15 protein-coding genes are annotated in these 20281 nt (G+C 41.4%); 8 read left to right on the top strand and 7 right to left on the bottom strand.

The window, feature by feature from the left end:
• Positions 1-169: 169 nt before the first annotated feature.
• The 5 genes from BACSA_RS08500 to BACSA_RS08475 all read right to left on the bottom strand — a co-directional run bounded on the left by BACSA_RS08500 (position 170) and on the right by BACSA_RS08475 (position 6931).
• Positions 170-1477, bottom strand: coding sequence for a glycoside hydrolase 5 family protein (locus BACSA_RS08500; protein ID WP_013617702.1), 1308 nt, complete (start codon positions 1475-1477; stop codon positions 170-172).
• Between the two features lie 343 nt (positions 1478-1820).
• The gene (locus BACSA_RS08490) at positions 1821-2708 is read right to left on the bottom strand and encodes an AraC family transcriptional regulator (RefSeq protein ID WP_013617701.1); all 888 of its coding nucleotides are present in this window, start codon (positions 2706-2708) and stop codon (positions 1821-1823) included.
• 128 nt (positions 2709-2836) lie between these two features.
• A complete protein-coding gene (locus BACSA_RS08485; RefSeq protein WP_013617700.1) occupies positions 2837-5638 on the bottom strand; it encodes a glycoside hydrolase family 2 TIM barrel-domain containing protein in 2802 nt (933 codons plus the stop codon).
• Positions 5639-5772: 134 nt separating this feature from the next.
• The gene (locus BACSA_RS08480; RefSeq protein ID WP_013617699.1) at positions 5773-6570 is read right to left on the bottom strand and encodes a M48 family metallopeptidase; all 798 of its coding nucleotides are present in this window, start codon (positions 6568-6570) and stop codon (positions 5773-5775) included.
• Positions 6571-6586: 16 nt separating this feature from the next.
• Positions 6587-6931: a HigA family addiction module antitoxin gene (locus BACSA_RS08475; protein ID WP_013617698.1), complete on the bottom strand. Its 345-nt coding sequence runs from the start codon at positions 6929-6931 to the stop codon at positions 6587-6589.
• A 208-nt stretch (positions 6932-7139) separates the two neighbouring features.
• Here BACSA_RS08475 and BACSA_RS08470 point away from each other — a divergent pair, with 208 nt between their 5' ends.
• Positions 7140-9353: an alpha-galactosidase gene (locus tag BACSA_RS08470; RefSeq protein WP_013617697.1), complete on the top strand. Its 2214-nt coding sequence runs from the start codon at positions 7140-7142 to the stop codon at positions 9351-9353.
• A gap of 238 nt (positions 9354-9591) precedes the next feature.
• Here BACSA_RS08470 and BACSA_RS20170 read toward each other — a convergent pair whose 3' ends face one another.
• Positions 9592-9774 carry a hypothetical protein gene (locus tag BACSA_RS20170; protein ID WP_169311447.1) on the bottom strand — a complete coding sequence of 61 codons (183 nt, stop codon included), beginning with the start codon at positions 9772-9774 and terminating at the stop codon, positions 9592-9594.
• Positions 9775-10542: 768 nt separating this feature from the next.
• Between BACSA_RS20170 and BACSA_RS18905 the strand changes: the two genes are divergently transcribed.
• The 7 genes from BACSA_RS18905 to BACSA_RS08430 all read left to right on the top strand — a co-directional run bounded on the left by BACSA_RS18905 (position 10543) and on the right by BACSA_RS08430 (position 19320).
• A complete protein-coding gene (locus tag BACSA_RS18905) occupies positions 10543-12717 on the top strand; it encodes a tetratricopeptide repeat protein (protein WP_013617695.1) in 2175 nt (724 codons plus the stop codon).
• Positions 12718-12768: 51 nt separating this feature from the next.
• Positions 12769-13545 carry a DUF6602 domain-containing protein gene (locus tag BACSA_RS08455; protein ID WP_013617694.1) on the top strand — a complete coding sequence of 259 codons (777 nt, stop codon included), beginning with the start codon at positions 12769-12771 and terminating at the stop codon, positions 13543-13545.
• A 10-nt stretch (positions 13546-13555) separates the two neighbouring features.
• Positions 13556-14476 carry a hypothetical protein gene (locus BACSA_RS08450; protein ID WP_144005204.1) on the top strand — a complete coding sequence of 307 codons (921 nt, stop codon included), beginning with the start codon at positions 13556-13558 and terminating at the stop codon, positions 14474-14476.
• Between the two features lie 11 nt (positions 14477-14487).
• Positions 14488-16980 (top strand): Hsp70 family protein, encoded by a 2493-nt coding sequence (locus BACSA_RS08445; protein WP_013617692.1) that lies wholly within the window; start codon positions 14488-14490, stop codon positions 16978-16980.
• A 142-nt stretch (positions 16981-17122) separates the two neighbouring features.
• Complete coding sequence (locus BACSA_RS08440) at positions 17123-17923, top strand: hypothetical protein (protein ID WP_013617691.1); 801 nt, start codon at positions 17123-17125, stop codon at positions 17921-17923.
• A gap of 237 nt (positions 17924-18160) precedes the next feature.
• The gene (locus BACSA_RS08435; RefSeq protein ID WP_013617690.1) at positions 18161-18964 is read left to right on the top strand and encodes a HipA family kinase; all 804 of its coding nucleotides are present in this window, start codon (positions 18161-18163) and stop codon (positions 18962-18964) included.
• Entirely contained in the window at positions 18961-19320 is a 360-nt protein-coding gene (locus BACSA_RS08430) for a hypothetical protein (RefSeq protein ID WP_013617689.1), read from the top strand. Before BACSA_RS08435 ends, BACSA_RS08430 begins: the two co-directional genes overlap by 4 nt.
• Positions 19321-19412: 92 nt before the next feature.
• Here BACSA_RS08430 and BACSA_RS08425 read toward each other — a convergent pair whose 3' ends face one another.
• Complete coding sequence (locus tag BACSA_RS08425) at positions 19413-20270, bottom strand: helix-turn-helix domain-containing protein (protein WP_013617688.1); 858 nt, start codon at positions 20268-20270, stop codon at positions 19413-19415.
• Positions 20271-20281: the final 11 nt, after the last annotated feature.

Raw genomic sequence — 20281 nt, 5'->3', positions numbered from 1 at the left:
GATTTTGTTAATAATTTAAGGTTCGTATAATAGCCGTTTTATTCGGTAACTACATCGCACCATTTCTTTCTCACATTGCAAAATTACGGCATGTTAGTAGGATAAGCTAATACTTTTTTATCAAACCTGATACACCTTTGTAATAGTTGTTGCGTTGCTGTGATCAAGTTTAATGAGGCAATTTGCCATTAGCCATACGGATAAGGCTTATCGTGCTGGAGTCGGATGCGAATACCGAGTTCAACCCTTGTTCTTCTTGGGCGGGATCACCTGTATAATCGTCTCCTGGCTGCCAGAAAACATGTTCCGAGGAGGGAACGGCTAAGCCGCCCCAGCCCCAGAAGTTGCAACCAGCCAACAGGCTTTGATGGGTTGCGTGTTTAACTATTAAATCAAAGATACACTTGTAATACCCGTCACGGGCATGAGTTGATATGTTTTTACCAAATTGAAAACTGTCACGCGGATAGCCGAACTCTTCCAGTACAAGCGGCTTCTGATACTTTTTTGCTATATTCAGATGTTCGTCAATATAGGCTTGCGTGTTCGTGCAGGCTTTTTCTAGATTCTCTTGAAGGCTGTCCTTCGGTGCCCAGCCCCAATTGTAGGGCCAGATGTGGATGTTCATGTAGTCGATGTTTGTATCGGCATGGACTTTTTCGAAGAGGGCAATGTCTTCTTCACATCCGTGTTTGCCTTCGCTTCCTGTAGAAATAAGATGGTTCGGGTCAAGCGAGCGGATAAGGGAAGAAGTCTTGCTCATCCACTCGGCGAAGGCTGCTTTATGGATAGAGTCGGAAGCGAAAGCACGGGGTTCGTTCCCGATTTGCCACGACATGATGGTCGGGTCGTCTGTATATTTCCGGTGGGTGTACCGGTTGGTGCGGGTGAGGATGTATTTCACGTGATTGGCAAACAGTGCTTGTGCGCTGTCTGATACCACGAACTCTTTTACATAGTTCATGAAGGCGGGCCATCCGTCTACGGCAGGCACGGGAGCCTTGTCTCCTCTTGCCCAAGCGAGGTACTGGCTGTATCCTCCGCTCCATTCCCACGAATTGTTCAGATAGAGCACCGCCAGCATGTCACGCTTTTCCATTTCTGCCAATAAGTAGTCTAATCCTGCCAAAATAGTATCATTATAGATGCCCGGAGCTTCTTGCAGGGTCGGTTCCACTTTGGTGGGGACGCCTCGCTTTCCGTCCGAGCCGACTAAGATGCGCAGGTTGTCCACGCCGATGGCTTTCAGGGAGTCGAGTTCCCGGTGCAGGCGTTCGCGGTTGCCTCCCGTTCCTTCCGAGGCGAGGATGGCACCGTACCAGAAGTTGGCTCCTATATAATAATAAGGTTGTCCGTTACGGATGAACTGTCCGTTCTTCACTTGGATGAATGGAGAGGGGCTTTCCTTAGGGGTTGATGTGCAGCCGGTAAGAATTGCTGGCAAAAGCAGAAGAGATAGAATCATTTGTTTCCACATAAGCAATTAGATTTATTTTTTGCAAATGTAGTCTAAATGAAAATACGAAATTGATACTATTTTATCTGATTTTATTTTCTATTGATTTTCTATTGATGTTTTGTGTTATTATAGTCAATCAGAAATGGATTGCGAAAAATCCGTTAATCCTTTATATTGAACACAGAGGCACAGAGGCACGGAGAAATAAATATATAGAGAAGGTAAAGACCATAGAGCCAGACTTTTACTCTGTGAACTCTGTTCTCTCAAAAATAAAGCTCTGTGTCTTTGTGTCTCTGTGTTCCATTCCATTTTTTCGCAAACCAATTTTGTTTTACTATAATATGCGCAAATATAAGGACTAAATTAAGATGCGTTTTTTCTTGTAGTTGGAGCGGAAGTCTTTCGGCGATACCATTTTCTTCTTTTTGAAGATGCGGTTGAAGTTCGAAAGGTTATTGAAGCCGGATTCGTAACAGATTTCGGCGATGCTCATGGTGGTGTCTACCAACATGCGCAGGGCATATCCCAACCGGATGTCGGTGATGTAGTCTTGGAGGGTTTTGCCTGTGCGGAGCTTGAAGAAACGGCTGAATGATACTTCGGTCATGCCCACCATATCCGCCAGTTGCCCCAATCGGATTTCTTCTTTGTAATGCTGGTTGATGTAATCTTGTACCTTTTGTACCCGTCGGCTATCTGAGTGTTGCTTGATTTTGGCAAAAGATGAACTGGACAGTACGCGGGCTTCATCGGTGAACATGGACAGTTCATACAATAAGGTAAGAAAGCTGGTTACGGCGTAGAATCCCTTTGTATCAGGCAATTTGTCGAGTATGGAATAGACTTTCATGATGGCGGTAGTTGGGAAACAGATGCCGTTTTGTGCTTTGTCAAACATCTTGGAAATGCGGTCGAACTGATTTGTGGCAAGCAAGGTCTTCATGAATTGGGGCGAGAACTGGATGGTGATTTCGCGTACATCCGTGCTCTTGCACTCATGTTGTTCCCATACATGCTCCAAGTCGGGGCTGGTGATTAACACCAGGTCGTAATCGCCGATAACTTCTGCCGAGTCTCCCACGATACGCAATACGCCGGATGCATTGATTACGAAGTTCAATTCGAACTCCTTGTGACAATGCATCGGATAAGTGAACTCGCTTTTCCTTCGGTCTGCAATGTAGAAGCAGTCTTTTTCCGAAAGAGGGGTAATTTCGCGGATGACGTTTTTGTCTTGTACTATCATGGTCTTAAATTTATTAATTTGTTAATGTGTTAATTCGTTAATGTGACAATGTGTTAATTTGCTAATGAGCTAATGCATTCTCACATTAGCACATTCTCACATTGGCACATTCTCACATTGGCACATTTTCACATTGGCACATTCGAACTATAGTCCGATTGATTCTTTACTCCTTGTATATCTCGTTGGATGATGTCCTCGGTGAAAAGCCGGGTCAGTTCTTCCCATGTCAATACGGTGTCGGGCTGGAATTGTGCCGACTTTGCATAGCGGAGCAGGGCGGTGCGGAACTGGTTTCCTTCGGGTGTGCCTTTAATGGCATTGAGGTCGGTGGTGCAGACCAGAAGCTTTCCTTTTCCGATGCGGAACTCGAAGACGATACCCAGTTTGTGGTTCCGTTCGATATTATCAATGACTTGCACTACGGGACGGTATGCCTTGTTTGTGTGGTTCAGTATCATTGGACGCGAATTCCGGGTGATGCTCCACCATTGCCAGTCACTATGCTCTTCGGTAGGGAAGTGGCGGAATAAGGGGTGTGCGGGATCTGCCAATATCGACATCGTACCCGGAGAAACCTCTTTGCCTGCATTTTCCGATATGGTCTTGAACATGGCATAGTTCCAATAATCGGGTGTGAACATGCCTCCTACGCTTTGTTTCCCGATGTCCTTGTGGCGGGGAAGCAAGAGTACGGTTTCTCCCTTTGCCAGCTTGGCTTTCACCTGCTTGTTAAGTAGGGAGTCGACGTAAACTCCCTCCGTGTTTTCCTGCTCTTCGGGGTACACCCACAGGTGGTAATAATTGTGGTATGTTCCTGTCTGTAAGTTCAGGGTCAGGCGTTGCGCGGTCTTCAGTTCGTTGAGGGGAAGCTCGATGTTTCCTATGGGAGTGACATTTCCTTGCGGTGCGGAGCAGGAGAGTGTGCCTTTCTTTTCCCACGTCCCGTCATCCGATATCAATTGCCAGCGGATAGGGGTGTTCCAGTCGTTTTCTTCGTAATTCGAAAGGGCTACACGTACCTGAAGGGTTTGGGTGTTCTGCCAGCAGAAGTCTTTCATCTCTGCCAGAGGGACTACCGGGGCACAGAAGCCGTAGAAGGTTTCGGGGTCTGTGATGCCTTTGGTTTCCATGAAAGCGTCTAATATGCCTACCAGTGCCGAGCCTTGGCCGGGATAGTCCTGCAGGTCGAGCATTTGGAAACCTCCGAAGCCGGGTGTGCGCAGGGCATATTCGATATCGGCTTTGTAACATGCCACAGAGAAATGTCCCGTAGCACGATGGAAAGCTTCGGCTTGGTCGTATAGGTGATTTTCTTTTAGCCGGTTACGGAATATTTCCAGATTATATGGATACAGCACGCCTCTGTATTTCGCAATTTGCTGGTAGTCCGGGTATATCTGGAACTGGCAGGTCTCGTGTCCCACTACGGGACGGGGACACCGGGCGATGGCTTGTGCATAATTGGCGGTTGTATTGGGACGGGTGTTGTTCAGGATGCCTCCCTTTTCTGCATCCACGTATGCGAAGGAAGAACGTACATGAGTCGAATATCCTTCGCCTCCGCCTACCCGGCACGTTACGAAAAAATCTTCTCCCTCTTGTGGTCCCATCCAGCCTAAGTAGTTGTTTGAGCCAAAGCAATACAGATGCCGAGGGTCTTTCCGGCGGAAATCGGAAAGCCATTCGCGCATGACTTCCACTTCGCCGTTCAGTTCATTCCCCAAGCCTAACATCATGAACGAAGGATGATTGCCCAACCAGTCGAGCAGCATGTCGCCTTCCCGCTTCAAGAAAGAGTTGAGGCTTGTGTTCTTCCGTTCGATTTTTCCCCATAGGGGTAATTCAATCTGGAAATAGATGCCTTCGATGTCGGCGGCTTTCAAGGCTGCTTCGGGAGGTGTGTACGAGTGGCACCGGTAATGGTTGATGCCGTACCGCTTGGCGGTTTGGAACACCTTGCGCCATGCGTCCACGTCCATCGGGGCATAACCGGTAAGGGGGAATACGCATCCGTCATGCTTGCCCCGGAGGAATATTTTCTTGTCATTTAATACGAATTGGGTGCCCTCGGTGCGGAAATTGCGCATGCCGAAATCCACGCTCTGTTCATCGTGCGTATGGTCTGTATCGAGGCTGACGCGAAGCCGGTAAAGGGCAGGATGGAATTCGCTCCAAAGCAGGGGTGAGTCTCCCATGTCGAGGGTAAGGGTAAACGAGGTAGGTCCGGGCTGGAGCGGAATCTTCTGTTCCAAAGTGGGGAGGACATGGTTTTCGGGGGTATTCCATGCGTTGCCTTCAATGCGTATGGTAGCGTCTTCATACCGTTCGGTATTGACGGTCAGTTTCACGAGGGCACGTTTCCGGATGAACGAGGGATACACTTCCACCTTATTTATATAGGCTTCATCACGGGCTTCGATGCCGAACCGTCCCAAGATGCCGTTCCAATTGGTTTGGGTGGCATCGCTCCAGGCGTGCGAGCCTTGTATTTCTTTGGGCACAGAGGTCTCGGAATTATCTATCCGGATGGCGATGTGGTGATTTCCCGATGCGAGGGGAGGAAGCTCATACTCGTGCGGAGCATACAGATGGGTCAGGCTCCCGATGCTGTCTCCGTCTATCCAAAGCGTGCTGGGCTTGGTGCGTTCCATAATCAGGCGGAGCTTCTTTCCGGCAAAGCTTTCGGGCAAGGTGAAGTCGCGTTCGTAGGTGACTTGTCCGCTATACGAATAGAGCCTTGTCAACTGAGCCGTAGCATAGGGAGCCTGTGCCGGCTTGCCCAATTTGTTTTCATCGGTACTGCCCGGAAGCCGGCAAGTGCCTAACGAGCTTTCCCAGGTGCCCGACAGGGGAAGGAAGGGACGTTCTTGCGCATGTATGCTCACGGCACATAATAGGGTTGCGAGTGCAAGAAAGAGTTGTTTCATTGGATTCTTTTTTATTAATAGAACACAGAGACACAAAGGCGCAGAGTTTTTATTGGGAATGAAAGATAAAAATTTTTTCTCTGTGTCTTTGTGTCTCTGTGTTCTTATCAAATTAATCAGTTATGTTTATTCATTCATTTGCGGTACTTCGCCTTGATGCCCGGCAATTCCTTCCGGATATCGGCGATACGCGTGGCGTCGCTGGGGTGTGTGCTCATAAACTCGGGTACAGACCCTCCGCTTCCTGCCGACATCTTTTGCCAGAATCCGACGGCTACATCGGGATTGTACCCAGCCATGGTCATGAATACCAGCCCCATATAGTCTGCTTCCGATTCGTGTTTGCGCGAGAAGGGAAGCATCATGCCGTATTGTGCGCCGATGCCGTAAACCGTGCCTGCAACCTTTTGCACCGCAGAACTCTTGTCGCTTACCAGCGAATTGAGGATATTCGCGCCATATTGCGCCATTACTTGTTGGCTCAGGCGTTCATTGCTATGCTTTGCTACGGCATGAGCCACTTCGTGCCCCACCACTACCGCCAGTTCGTCATCGGACGAGACCAGCTTCATCAGTCCTTCATAAACTACAATCTTTCCGCCCGGCATGCAGAAGGCGTTCACTTGCGGGTCTTGTATGAGATTGAATTCCCAGGCGAAGTTCTGGATTTCCGATGCCATGCCGTTCGCGCGCAGGTAGGATTCGGTGGCGGAGGCTATCTTTTTCCCTACCCGTACCACCATGGCGGTTTGTGCGGCATTGGCCGATTTCTTAGCCGACTTGATATAGTCGTTGTATTGGGTAAGACTGGAGGACAGCACTTCGCTATCCGATACCAAAAGCATTTGCTTCCGTCCGGTCAGGGGGACGGTAGAGCAGCCTGCCAGCAGGAGGGCGGCAAGCAAGAGCAGGGTGAAATGCAGGTGTTTCATTATTTGTATAAGATTTTTAGAGAAGAGATGCTATTTTACGTAATTCCGTTAGCCTTTCCATGAAGGAGCTGTCTTTGCGCATTTTCCGCAAATTATAGTCGGTCTGCAAAGCAAGCAATGGTTCCGCATCAATACCTAAGATTGCTTCGAATAATAAAGCCATTTTTTCGGTCAAAGGCCGTTTGCCGTTCAGTATCTCGTTTAAAGCCGAATAAGGCACTCCCATTTGTTGTGCCAGCTTATGCTGGGTGATACCCCGGTATTCGATTTCATCTTTCAGAATCGAACCTGGATGTGTCGGATATGCCGATTCGATGTTATTGGCAATCATATTAGGGTCAATTCCTTCTATTGTTATCATAATGCGTTTATTTATAGTGGTTTGATAGATAAGCAAACTAATAAGAGCAAAGGTAATTAATTATTTTGACTCTTCACAAAATAGGAGAAGATATTTCTATATTTAATGGAGCAACCCACGCTATCTGTAATGAAAAAGATAATACAGTATCATTCGCATTGGTGGAATATGCCTATTTTTGCATCGATATCATTTAAAACAACTCATCATGAAAAACATGAAAGCTAAAGTCTTATTAGTTGCCGGAGCTTCGCTTTTCGCTTCCGGTGTATGGGCGCAAGAGCAACTTGTGCGCCTCTCTACTCCCGAAACCTCGCTGGTGATTGACGCACCGCAAGGGGGAGAATTGAAATATGTATATTATGGTACGAAGCTGGGCGATGCGGATCTGAAACAGATTGATGCGGTGCGTACGTGCAATCATGCCGCTTATCCGGTGTATGGAATGAATACTCCGGCAGAAACGGCGCTCTCGGTATGCCATGCCGACGGGAACATGTCAACCCAGCTGGTGGTGGAAAGCGTGGCTACGACCGATGGGGATAAGACAACGGAAGTTTCTGTCCGCTTGAAAGATAAGGTGTATCCATTTTATGTCAACGTATGTTACCGGGCTTATCAGGATGTGGACATCATTGAGACCTGGACCGAAATAACGAACGAAGAAAAGAAACCTGTAGTGCTCAACCAGTTCGCTTCGGCTTACCTGCCCATCCGCAGGGGAAATGTATGGCTCTCCAGCCTGTATGGTTCGTGGGCGAACGAAGGGCGTTTGGCTCAGGAACCGTTGGAGCCGGGCATGAAAGTGATAAAGAACAAGGACGGGGTGCGCAATTCGCATACGGCACATGCCGAAGTGATGTTTTCGCTCGACGGCCGTCCACAGGAAAACGTAGGGCGGACCATTGGTGCGGCACTTTGCTATACAGGAAATTATAAGCTCCGTATTGACACCGATGATAGCGAATACCACCAGTTCTTTGCCGGTATCAATGAAGATAATTCCATGTATCATTTGCAGAAAGGCGAAACGTTCAAGACTCCGGTGCTTGCCCTTACTTATTCGGACGAAGGGTTGAGCGGAGCCAGCCGGAACTTTCACCGCTGGGGACGCACTTATAAGCTGGCGCATGGAGACAAGCCTCGCAAAATCCTGCTCAATAGCTGGGAAGGCGTTTACTTCGACATCAACCAGCAAGGCATGGAACAGATGATGGCGGACATCGAATCAATGGGCGGAGAATTGTTTGTGATGGATGACGGATGGTTCGGAGGCAAGTACCAGCGCAATACCGATAATTCTTCGTTGGGCGACTGGGTGGTAGATACCCGTAAGCTTCCCGAAGGCATTGAGGGATTGCTCCGTGACGCGAAGAAACATCATGTGGGATTCGGTATCTGGATAGAGCCGGAAATGTCGAATACTACGAGCGAACTCTACGAGAAGCATCCCGAATGGATTGTGAAAGCTCCCCAGCGCGACCCAGTATTGGGACGTGGCGGAACGCAGGTTGTACTTGACCTCGGCAATCCCGAAGTGCAGGACTTCGTGTTCGGCGTGGTGGATGACCTGATGAGCAAGTATCCCGAAATCGAGTATATCAAGTGGGACGCCAATATGGCGATTATGAACCACGGTTCGAATTACCTGACCGCTGACAACCAAAGCCACATGTACATCGAGTATCATCGTGGCTTCGAGAGTGTATGCAACCGTATCCGTGCCAAATACCCTGACCTTACTATCCAGGCTTGTGCCAGCGGCGGAGGACGTGCCAACTGGGGTTACCTGCCTTGGTTCGACGAGTTCTGGGTGAGCGACAATACTGATGCCCTCCAGCGCATTTACATGCAATGGGGCACCTCGTATTTCTTCCCGGCGATAGCCATGGCGTCCCACATCAGTTCGGCTCCCAATCATCAGGTCTTCCGTACCGTTCCTATCAAATACCGTATCGATGTGGCGATGAGCGGGCGTCTGGGCATGGAAATCCAGCCAAAGAACATGACCGAGGAGGAGAAGGAGATTTGCCGGAAGGCAATAGCCGATTACAAGATGATTCGTCCCGTAGTGCAGTTCGGGGACATCTACCGTCTGGTTTCTCCCTACGACCGCTTGGGGGTGGCGTCTCTGATGTATACTTCGCCCGAGAAAGACAAGGCGGTATTCTATTGGTGGAAAATGGAAACGTTTTATAACCAGCATTTGCCACGTGTGCGCATGGCAGGGCTCGACCCGGCGAAGATGTATCGGGTCAAAGAGTTGAACCGCATCGATAACGAGCCTCTCCCGTTCGAGGGGAAAGCGTATTCGGGCAAGTTCTTGATGGAAAACGGCTTGGAAATCCCTTACACGCATAAGGTGGACTATCACAAGCTGAATGATTATGCCAGCCGGGTGCTGTATCTCGAAGCGGAATAAACGGGCGCATAATCCGTTGAGAATGGATGCTTTAACCTGCTTAAGGTAGTTTCATGCCAGTTTAGATATGCTGAAACTTTAGTTTTATCCTGCTGAAACTTTTGTTTAAATGCACTGAAACTAAAGTTTCAGTATATCTAAACCGGGTATGAAACTTGTCGCGCTTTCCTGCCCTCCTGCCTGTTTACGGATGAAAGTGTGCAAGGCATCCATCACCTATTTAAACACGTGACTACTTTTAGAAGCTGTTTTGAGAAACTGTTTTGAATTTCTCCAAAAAGTTTTTCTCGTCTTGATGTATCCGTTTTCGTGTGTGCTTTGGGCGATTTTTTGGTCCTTTCCGCTTCTGTTCTTCGTCAGATAGCCCGCTATCTTCCTCATCACACAAGCGGAAATGCCTCAAAAACTCATCCCAAATCATCGCACGATAAATTCAAAACAGCTTCTAAATAGATTATTGTTTTCCCATAAATCGTATGTTTATGATATGATTCTGAAGAAAAAGATTTTGTGTATCAGAAAGAAAAGATTATTTTTTGCCTTATGAAAAGGAGGAAAAATAATGGGAGCCGTTATTGTGTCTGTGATGGTGATAGCTATTGCCAGTTTGGTATATTTTCATTACCAAGATAAAAAGGAAGCGCAAAAAGCGAAATAGATTCTGATTGCAGGTGGAAGAACAAGGAAGAGGCATACACGAAGTTTTTTTATGGCTTTGTATATGCCTCTTTCTTGGTTCGATAGAATTTTCAAATAAAAAGGCAATATCGTTTGATTTATTCGTAACTATTGTTTACATTTGTAGCAATCCCATGCCGATAATTCCTTATGTGGAAGGGTCGGGTGGGATACATATACATAAAAAGGCGTTACTGGACGCTTTGGTTTTGACGCTATAAGAACTTCGCAACTTCTACGGATTGTCAAAAACAAAGCAACGGGAACGCCCCAAGGGTGTTTTATATGTACAGCCCGTAGTGTACCTTATTATATCGTAAGGGAAAGGGTGGACTATATACAGACATCGGCGTGGGGCTTTCGGCGTTGCTCGTTTCGACAATCCGGGCAATGCGAAGGCCTTTATAGCGTGGAACGAGTGACAGACTGGCTCCACGTTTTTTGTGTGTAGTTAAGTATTAATATTTTAGGGAGTTAGTAAGGAGTCGGCTAACTGGTTTATTAAGTTGGCATGAACATTATTATAAATAATCCATATAGGCAATTAGGTGTTTATTCTAATTCGCCCATAAAAGAACGTGTAGCCAATCATAATCGACTCAAAGCTTTTCTGAAAGTAGGAAAACACGTGGATTTTCCTTTGGATTTGTCGCAATATTTGACTCCTATTGACAGGACATCGGAATCGGTAGCACAAGCGGAAGCGAGTCTTGCTTTGTCTAATGAGCAAATTAAATATGCTCAATTCTGGTTTATGAAAGCTACTCCTTTGGATGATATTGCTTTCAATCATCTATTTGCAGGGAATATGGGTGAAGCGATTAATATTTGGATGAAAAAAGATAGTGCTTCTTCTTTGCAGAACAGAATTGTTTGTGCATTGATTCAAGAAGACTATTCAAATGCTATTGCTTGTGCTGAACTACTTTATACCCAATATGCAGTTCAATTTGTATTGGCTATTGTTGGGAAGGAAGATAACACTTTGTCTGAATCCATAGCTTTAAGTTTTATAGATGTACTTTGTGAAGAGATAGCTTCTGATGTAATCTTGCCTTTGATTACGAATGATACTTGGAAAAGTCATGTTGTAGAAAAATCTGTTAAACCGCTTATAGAGCAAATTCAGTCGGTTATAGAAATAGCCAAGTCGTCGCGTGGCAAAGGTGCTACAGCACGATATAATGCTGGTGTGAAATTGATGAAAGATACAGCAGGGCTTTTACAACAGCTTAAGGTTTTCTCATCTGAAACGGATTTGCAGTATCAAATGATTGCAGATAAGTTAGGTCTTGAGATTTTACAATGTGGCATAGACTATTTTAATGAAGCTGACGAACCGGATGCGGCTTATAAAGCGATGCAACTTCAATCTTACGCAATGACGGTAGTTGTAAGTAAGACGGTTAAGGATCGTTGTAAAGAAAATGTGGATATACTGAAACAAGTTATTAAAAATCTGCCTCCATTGGAAATTTTTGCTGAGGATAAAGCTATTAAAGAAGAATTGCGAAAGTTTCATGATGAATTTTATTCTTTTAAAGGATGTAAAGACGCTTTGTTTAATTGCGTTCCATTTATAGTTTCTATTAAGAGTAAATTAGGTATACAAAATAAATATTACATTGAGATTTCAACATTAATAGCAAATATATTGCTCGGATTTGTTATAGAAACTTTTAACAGCCATGTAAATGATGAATTAAAAAATATGTTACAAAAAAACGAAAAAGAAACATTAGTTAGTTTGATGTGGATGTTACGTTTTTGTTGGAATATTATAGTAAATATAGAGCGTTTAGATACTTCAAAAGAATTTCAAACAAATAGATTGAGTCCTAATGAAAATGCAATTAGGAAGTTTATTGCACAATTAGATCCTCAATTTGATATAAAAGATATAAGAAATATAGCCATTAGAAGTATTAAAGGATATTTAGTAGAACCTTTTTTACAACAATACGTAAATACATGGTATTCTCAACAAAGAGCAATTCTAATGACAGTGATTTCAGGATTCTCTGTCAATCCATTTCAGAATTATTCAACATCAAGAGATATTTATGCTGAAATGGGGGTTCGTATTCCTCCAACTCAAGGCTTTATGTCAGAATGGGAGCATGAAGATTTTATAGATTTACGTACAGAGGAAGATTATTATAATGAGTGCAAAGAAATTTATGCTAAAAAAGAACTTTCAAATCATGCATATAATAATTATATAGAAAAATATCCTGAAGGGAAATATTTGAAAGAGGTTCAGTCCTTTAAAGATACTTTAAAGTATGAATCTTATTTATATGAGAAATACAAAGAAACTATTTCTAGTTGTAAAGACTATATAAAACGATATCCTAATGGTTGGTATTTATCTTCTATTAAAAATCGACTTGATGACCTTATTTTTAAACAATATAAATCTGCTCATAATTTAGAAGAATATATTGTACAATATCCAAATGGAAGAAATGTATCAAAAGCGGATGATTTGTTGTTTGAACAATATAAATTGACAAATAGACTAAAAGATTATTTAGCACACTTTCCTAAAGGAAGAAATGCGCATGAAGCTGAAAACCTTCTTAAAAAGAAAAATGATAGTGTAATGTGGATTGTATTAATATTTATTGCTATTTTGTTTTTCTTGGTATTATACTCTCTTTATAAAACAGTGTTGTTGATGTAGTACATATTACATGGCTTTAATGGTCGTAGGAATAATTCTTAACATAGAGGTATGCAAACAGAATATTATAGATTGTATGTGGAAGAATTGCATAATAAGTTGCTGCAAATCAAACAATTTGTTCGTGCGCATAATTTAACGATTGGTCAATTTGCAGAAGATTTATTACGCGATTCATTAGAAAAACTGTTACCCAAAAAAGTTAGTATTTCTCAGGGCTTTATTGTGGATAGGCAATTATGTTCTCATCAATGTGATGTGTTGATATATGATAGTTATAATTTCGCTCCATTATTTAAAACTAATTCTTTAGTCGTTTTACCGGCAAAATCTGTACTTGCTGTTATAGAAGTAAAAACAAGTATAGGTAAACGTCAGTTTCTTAAAACGTTAGAAGATTTTTCTTTACTTCATAAGCTTGGTATCTCGAATAAATATTTATTTATATATAATGCCTGTTCTGTTAGAACTTTAAAAACATACTTTTTTTTGAATGAGAATAGTAATAAAAGTAATGAAGTGGAGCAGAATGGAGTATGTTTTGGAGTTGGGTTTGATCAAGATGATTTTGAAGAATTACCTGATGTAATTATAGGTTTGAAACCCCAAAAGGAATTTATACTAAGAAAGAATTATATAATAACTGGTAGTCGAGATATGATGGGATATGAATCTTTAATTTTTAATGATAAAAAGAATAGACCTATTTCCTGCTTGCAGGAATTTGTGGAAATAATTTTGTCTAAATTAGGCGATGCTAGTATGAATGTAGATGAAATAGGAGAATCTTTTAATCGTTATGACGCGATTCCTTTGTTTGACATGTAGCAACAATAATATGAAAAAGTTAATTATAGTAATAATAGCAATGTTAAATATTCAAATTTCTATTTCTCAAGAAGCATCAAAAAGAATAGAAAAGGAAAAACGATATGAAGTCTTGGAAGAAGAGTGCTCTGCAATAGGTAGAGATGTAAGTCGTTTGAGTAAAGATATGAAAAGAATATCTTTTCAACTAAACTCTTTGTCTTTGGAAAATGATGAATTATATTTTTTGCTTGATAGTTTATGCTCAGATTATTTAAAAATGAATGAGAGACATGAAGTAGACAAAGCAATAATGAATCAAAGGGTTGATGAGACTAATAATTCAGTGATAGCAAATCAAGTGCTTCTAAAAAGTTATACACTATATGGTATTTTAATTGTATCTTTTCTTGTTGCAATTTTAATTACTGTAATTTATTGGTTATTCAATAGAATAAAGAATGGGGATGCATCTATTGATGAACTTCAAAAAATGCAAGAAACTTTGCAAATTACTCAAACAAAAATGCAGGAAGAATCTATTAAATTAGATAATAAATTGCTTGAAATGGCTGAGCAACAGATAAAAATACCTACGGCAATAAATAACCAAGGAACTACGGCTGTTGATCATTCGCTTGCATTGAAAGTGGCAGACGAAATAGTACGTATTGAATTGAATCTTTCCCGGATGGATTCTTCTATCAAAGGTTATAAACAGTTGGCAAAAGCTGTTCAACGTATCAAAGATAATTTTCAAGCCAATGGCTATGAAATTATTGATATGCTTGGTAAACCATACAATGAAGGTATGAAAGTGATTGCAAACTTTGTTTCTGATGAAACTTTGGAACGAGGTAAGCAAATAATTACAGGAATCGTCAAACCACAAATCAATTATAATGGCAAAATGATTCAATCTGCGCAAATTACAGTTAGTCAAAACATTTAAGATTAAGAAATATGGCAAGAGTAAAAATTGATTATGGAATAGACCTTGGTACAACCAATTCTGCGATTTGTAGAATGGAAAAAGGTGAACCGGTTATTATAAAGACTGATGTATTAAAAGACACTATGCCTTCATGTATCTCTATTAATAAAAAAGGTTCTATCAAGGCTGGCGATAGTGCTTACAATACGATGAAGCTGGACAAACGTCGTGCCACAAAAACTTGGCATACGGAAACTTCTAATACTTATATTGAATTTAAAAGAACAATGGGAACAAATACAAGATATCATTGTTCTAATCTTAATAAAGATTTTACCTCAGAAGAATTATCATCAGAAGTCTTGAAATCTTTAAAATCATTTGTTACTGATGAAACTATAACTTCTGTTGTTATCACCGTTCCTGCAAAATTCACGGTAAACCAAAAGACTGCAACTATGGAGGCGGCGAAAATGGCAGGTTTCAAGCGATGTGAATTACTGCAAGAGCCGATAGCCGCATCTATGGCTTATGGCTTGAATGCTGACGAGAAAGACGGACTATGGATGGTATTCGATTTCGGTGGAGGTACATTTGATGCAGCCTTACTCAAAGTGGAAGACGGTATTATGCAGGTGTTTGATACGGAAGGTGATAATTATTTAGGCGGAAAGAATCTTGATTACGCAATTGTGGATAGCATCATTATTCCTTACCTTATGGAAAACTATAATATAAGTTCTACTATTACAGATGCTGACAAGAAAGAGGTTTTACGTGATGCCATGAAAACCTATGCAGAGGAAGCAAAAAATCAATTATCATTCAAAGACCATGAAGACATCATCTCAAATCTTGGTGATTTAGGCGAAGATGAAGATGGGGAAGAAATAGAATTGGACCTCACCATTACGCAGGCAGAAGCTTTTGACGTAATGCGTCCTTATTTCCAAAAAGCAGTAGATATCTGCAAGAATCTGTTGCAACGTAATCATCTTTCCGGTTCACAAATAAATAAACTGATATTGGTGGGTGGGCCTACCCATAGTCCACTAATCCGACAAATGCTAAAAGAACAGATTACTCCGAATGTGGATACAAGTATTGACCCAATGACTGCCGTAGCTACCGGGGCAGCACTTTATGCCTCAACACTGGATGCAGAAATTAATGACGATGAGATACAGATAGGAACCGTAAAATTGGAGTTGGGATATGAATCAACCTCTGTCGAGACATCAGAATGGGTAAGTGTAAAACTATCAGACGGAACGTCTTTATCTAAAGTTTGGGTTGAATTTATCCGTGCTGATAAAGCGTGGTCAAGTGGGAAAACAGAAGTAGATTCTACGGGCAATGTGATAGAAGCAAATTTATTAGAAGGTAAACCGAACTCATTTAGTATCGTAGCGTATGATGACAAAGGCAATGCTGTTCCTTGTTTCCCTTCGGAAATAACTATTATACAAGGCTCTAAAGTCGGATCTGCGCCTTTGCCTTATAATATTGGTATCGCCATTTGGGACGAGAACAAGAAGCGAGGAGTATTTAAAATGGCCAAAGGATTGGAAAAGAATAAGCCTCTACCTGCTGTGGGTGTAATCAATGACTTAAAAACCTCAAAACAACTTCGCCCCGGCATAGATGCAGATATACTTACTATTCCTATTTATCAAACAGACGACTTTGCCGAAGCTGAAGGGAAAACGGCTGCTCTTTATGAGTATGTGGCAGATGTTACAATCACGGGCGATGATGTGGATAGTTTGATACCCACTGATAGCCCAGTGGATGTTACGCTTAAAGTGGACTCTTCCGAACAGATGAAAGTTGAAGTGCATTTTCTTGCTACTGATATTTCTGTAGAAAAGGCACTCGATACAACTAAGAAACAGTCTATCGAAGATGCTGATAAAGAAATAAGTAAAAGACTCTTGGATGCTCAAACAAGTATCTCTCGTTTAGAAGAAGCCGATCTTCCAACTACTGATTTGCGAACAGAAATAGAAAAAGTCAAAGAGGAATATGCCAATAGTTCCGAAAAGAAAATGGTATTACAACATCTGAAAGAAGTTTTGCGAAAGATTGAAAACCTTGATAGCGATACCGAATGGCAACGCTTGGAAAAAGAATTAAGAGAAGAATTTGATAGATTAGAAAAGGCGCAGCAAAATTTGGGCAATAATAATACAATGCAATTAGTAGAACAACTGAGTGTTCAAACGGATAAAGTTATCCGTGAAAAGAATATAAAGTTGGGACGTGATACACTTGAAGAGATAAATTCCTTATTCGTACACTTAACTATGATTTATCAATGTATAGGATTAATTAGAGAATGTCATGAACGATTTGGAAGTATTCGTTGGAGTGACGCTGCACGGGCACTTCAACTTATAAACTGGGGCATGGAAAAAATTAATACTCAACCTACTGTTGACAATCTACATCCTATAGCTTGTAGTTTGATAGAGCTTATGCCAGAAAATGAAGCTATAAATACGGAGGGATTATTAAGATAAGCTTTGAAATCAGATAAGGATTAGATTTTTCTGTTTTAGTTGCCTTGTTCGGATTAAGAATATGTATATAATAGTATATGCGCTCTTCTGTGGAAGAGTAAGTTTAGATGGACTTAAAAATAAAGAAACTTGAATTAAAGATATGAATAATTCTACATTAACAAAAGTTATAAACTATCTAGTTGAAGGGCTGATAATGTTCTTCTTAATAATAGTTCTCTTGTTTATTACTGGTGATAAATATTCTGATGAACTTAGTTATAGGCATATTGAAGATATGTTATTTGGAGTAATAGCTTATCAAACCTTAATTTCTTTTATTGTAATCAGAATAAGGTATGAATTAGGAAAAGCTACATATCAGGTTATTGTTGGTCTGATTTATGCTTCTATTGTAACATTTATTTTATATGCTATAAGTGGCAGACATGATAATATAGAATATGCAAGACTTCCTCTTTTATGGCTGTGTATGGAAATAGCTTGGGTTATAATTATGTATATGTTAGAACCCACACAAAAGATGATGAAAAATGAAGAAAACAAAGTGTTACAGACAAGAGGTTTTGATGAGTTGAATAAGCGATTTGGAAAATCAGGTGATGTCTCAACCGATCAGAAATACGCCATTATCAGTTTGTTAGCATTTCTTCAAGGTGCTTCGCCACAAAGTGCATTTAATGATGAGGCTAACAAGATAGTTCAATCAACCATTTCATCTTTAGGACTGACTAAGGAAGAGGCTGAAAAACATATTAAAGCCTCTATGAATCGTAATCCGGATCAAGAGATAGATAAAATCATGCATGCTTTAAAAGAGATGCAAAATCCTGATAGCATTACTGACCTTCAACGTAAATGTATGAGGATAGCTGAAATTTCCGGACAGGCGGAAATGATTGAAGTGATTAAGAATATATTTGCGGAAATTCGTTCGAAATGACATTTCTAATGTCTTGCGGAATGGGACATGTCATTCGGATGATAGTGATAGTTTGATTGGGTGGATAAGAAAGAACATCGTTGATGTCTTGTCGCGTTTCAGTTTGTTCATTTTTTTGTTAGCAGAGTACGGCTGGGTAGAGTTTCTTAATCCCCGATGTTAAATCTTTCTACAAAATAGCTCGTTTTGCGGAAGTTAGGAGAAAAAGAATTATTTTTGTTGGAAATCGTATGATATATGTCTATTATTCCGATATTACAGAGCATAAAGATAATTGAAAAGCAATATATGACGGGAGATCTTCCTGTTTTAGTTGCTTGTTCGGATAAGAATATGTATATATGTAAGTATATGCGCTCTTCTGTAGGGTCGTTTAAACTGGTGAGTGAATTTATTGGTTCTCAATTGGCTAATGTTTGGGGAATTGATTCTCCTCCTTATGCTTTTGTGTGGATAAAACAAGAGCATTGGAGTGGGATAAATACTTCTCATAGTGTATCTGCGCCATGTTGGGGATACATGGAGCTTGTAGGGACTGTGGATGTGACATCAACGACTTGTTTTGAGATAAATCCAACGAGTTCACTATTGAAACAGTTAATGAAAATAGCATTATTTGATTTTTGGATAGCTAATGAGGATCGTACATATAATAATGCCAATATGTTATATGATATGATAAATCAAAGGTTGGTGTCTATTGATTATGGTGGCATATTAAATACATCTACGTATGATTATTCTTTGTCTCAATTGACTTCGACCGATACGATTCTTTATGCTGATATTTTTATGCATTTAAAAAAATGTATGAGAATAGAATCAATAAAGGAAGAAGCAGAAAAGTTGAAGGTGTATTATGATGTAAGCATTGAGCAAAGTAGAAACAGTATGGAGGCAATATTGAGGCAGTTGCCGAAAGAATGGAATGTTTGTGAATCTATTATAGAAGCAAAAATGAAGCAACTTTTTGAGCTTAAATGGTTGGAAGGTGTTTGGGAAAATTTTCTGGATTGTTTAACTGAAAATTTGGAAAGATGAAGAAACTTGAATATAGTATTATCTATGGAGTGATTCGCCCTGAAATCTCGGAGCGTTTGAGTGTGGGGCTTGTCATTGTGAATGGTGATAAAGTGAAGGTGCGCTATTCAAGAAAGAAACTAGAAGCGTTTAAGCTGTTATTGTCTTCGGCTGAATATGAATTTATGAGTAAGGTGCTTCATTCTTTGTCGCAAAATGGGCGCATAACTTCGGAGAATATCAATTATTTGTCTCGGTATTCGAACAATCTGATCGCTCTATCTCCGCTTCAGGTTATTGATTTAGAACCCTCCGCAAGCAATGAAGAGTGGCTTTACCGACAATACGTATCGGTTTCTTCTAAAACGCAGGCATAAGGTATAAATCTAACAGAGGTGCAGGATAGGACAAGTTTCCTCCTGTACCTCCGCTAATGATAAAAAATCCGTGTAGTCTGTGGTGAAGCTCTTTACTCCAGATTCCGGTATTGCTTGGGCGACATGCCGGTATAGCGCTTGAAGTATTTCCCGAAGAACGAGATGTCGGCGAAGTTCAGCGAGTAGGCTATCTCTTGGATAGTTAGTTCGGTGGACTTCAGCTTGGCTTGCGCATCTTTGATGACGAATGCCGATATGATGTCGGTCAGGGTTCTTCCTGTAGTTTTCTTGACGGTAGTGCTCAAGTGTTGGGGAGAGAGGTGCATTTTATCGGCATAAAAAGAGATGTTCCGCTCGGTCTTGTAGTTTTCTACCACGATACGTATCAGTTCTTTTACGATTTCCTGGCTTCGGGTATAGGGTTGTTGTCCTTCTTTCTTTACCGGTTCTTGCTTATTAATATTTCCCAATTCAATAATCAACCCAGTCAGGATAAGTGGGAGTTGTTCTTCTCTTACCAATGTATTGTTTTGGTGTTTTGCCTTTATCAGCATTTTGAAATAGTCGCGGAATACTTCAGCTGTTTTCGGTTCGAGTTCTATAACCGGTTCTTCCAAGATAGAAGGAGCATACTGGATAGTATTCGAAAACAGGAACGGATGTTGGATAAGCGTAGAAGAAAATCCGACAAAAGCGAACCGGCAATCGGGAGTGTTCTCTGCTATTTGCACGAACTGGTCGGGATAGATGAGAGCTATGGAATTTTTCTTCAGCTTGTATTTATTTATATGTATTGTGATGTCGCATTGCCCTCTGATGCAAAGCAGGAACAAGCATCCGGGTATTTGGGCAGGGATGGCAAAAAGCTTTTTAATGTTGCCTATTACGTCAATCCCTGCAATGAAATTCGTATCAGAAGGAATAGAAGTTAATGAGTATATTTGTTTCATTGTTGCTCTTT

It is taken from the genome of Phocaeicola salanitronis DSM 18170 (assembly GCF_000190575.1).
Taxonomy (GTDB): Bacteria; Bacteroidota; Bacteroidia; order Bacteroidales; family Bacteroidaceae; genus Phocaeicola; species Phocaeicola salanitronis.
The sequence above is the reverse complement of the archived record's forward strand: the minus strand, read 5'-3'. Positions and strand labels throughout refer to the sequence as shown.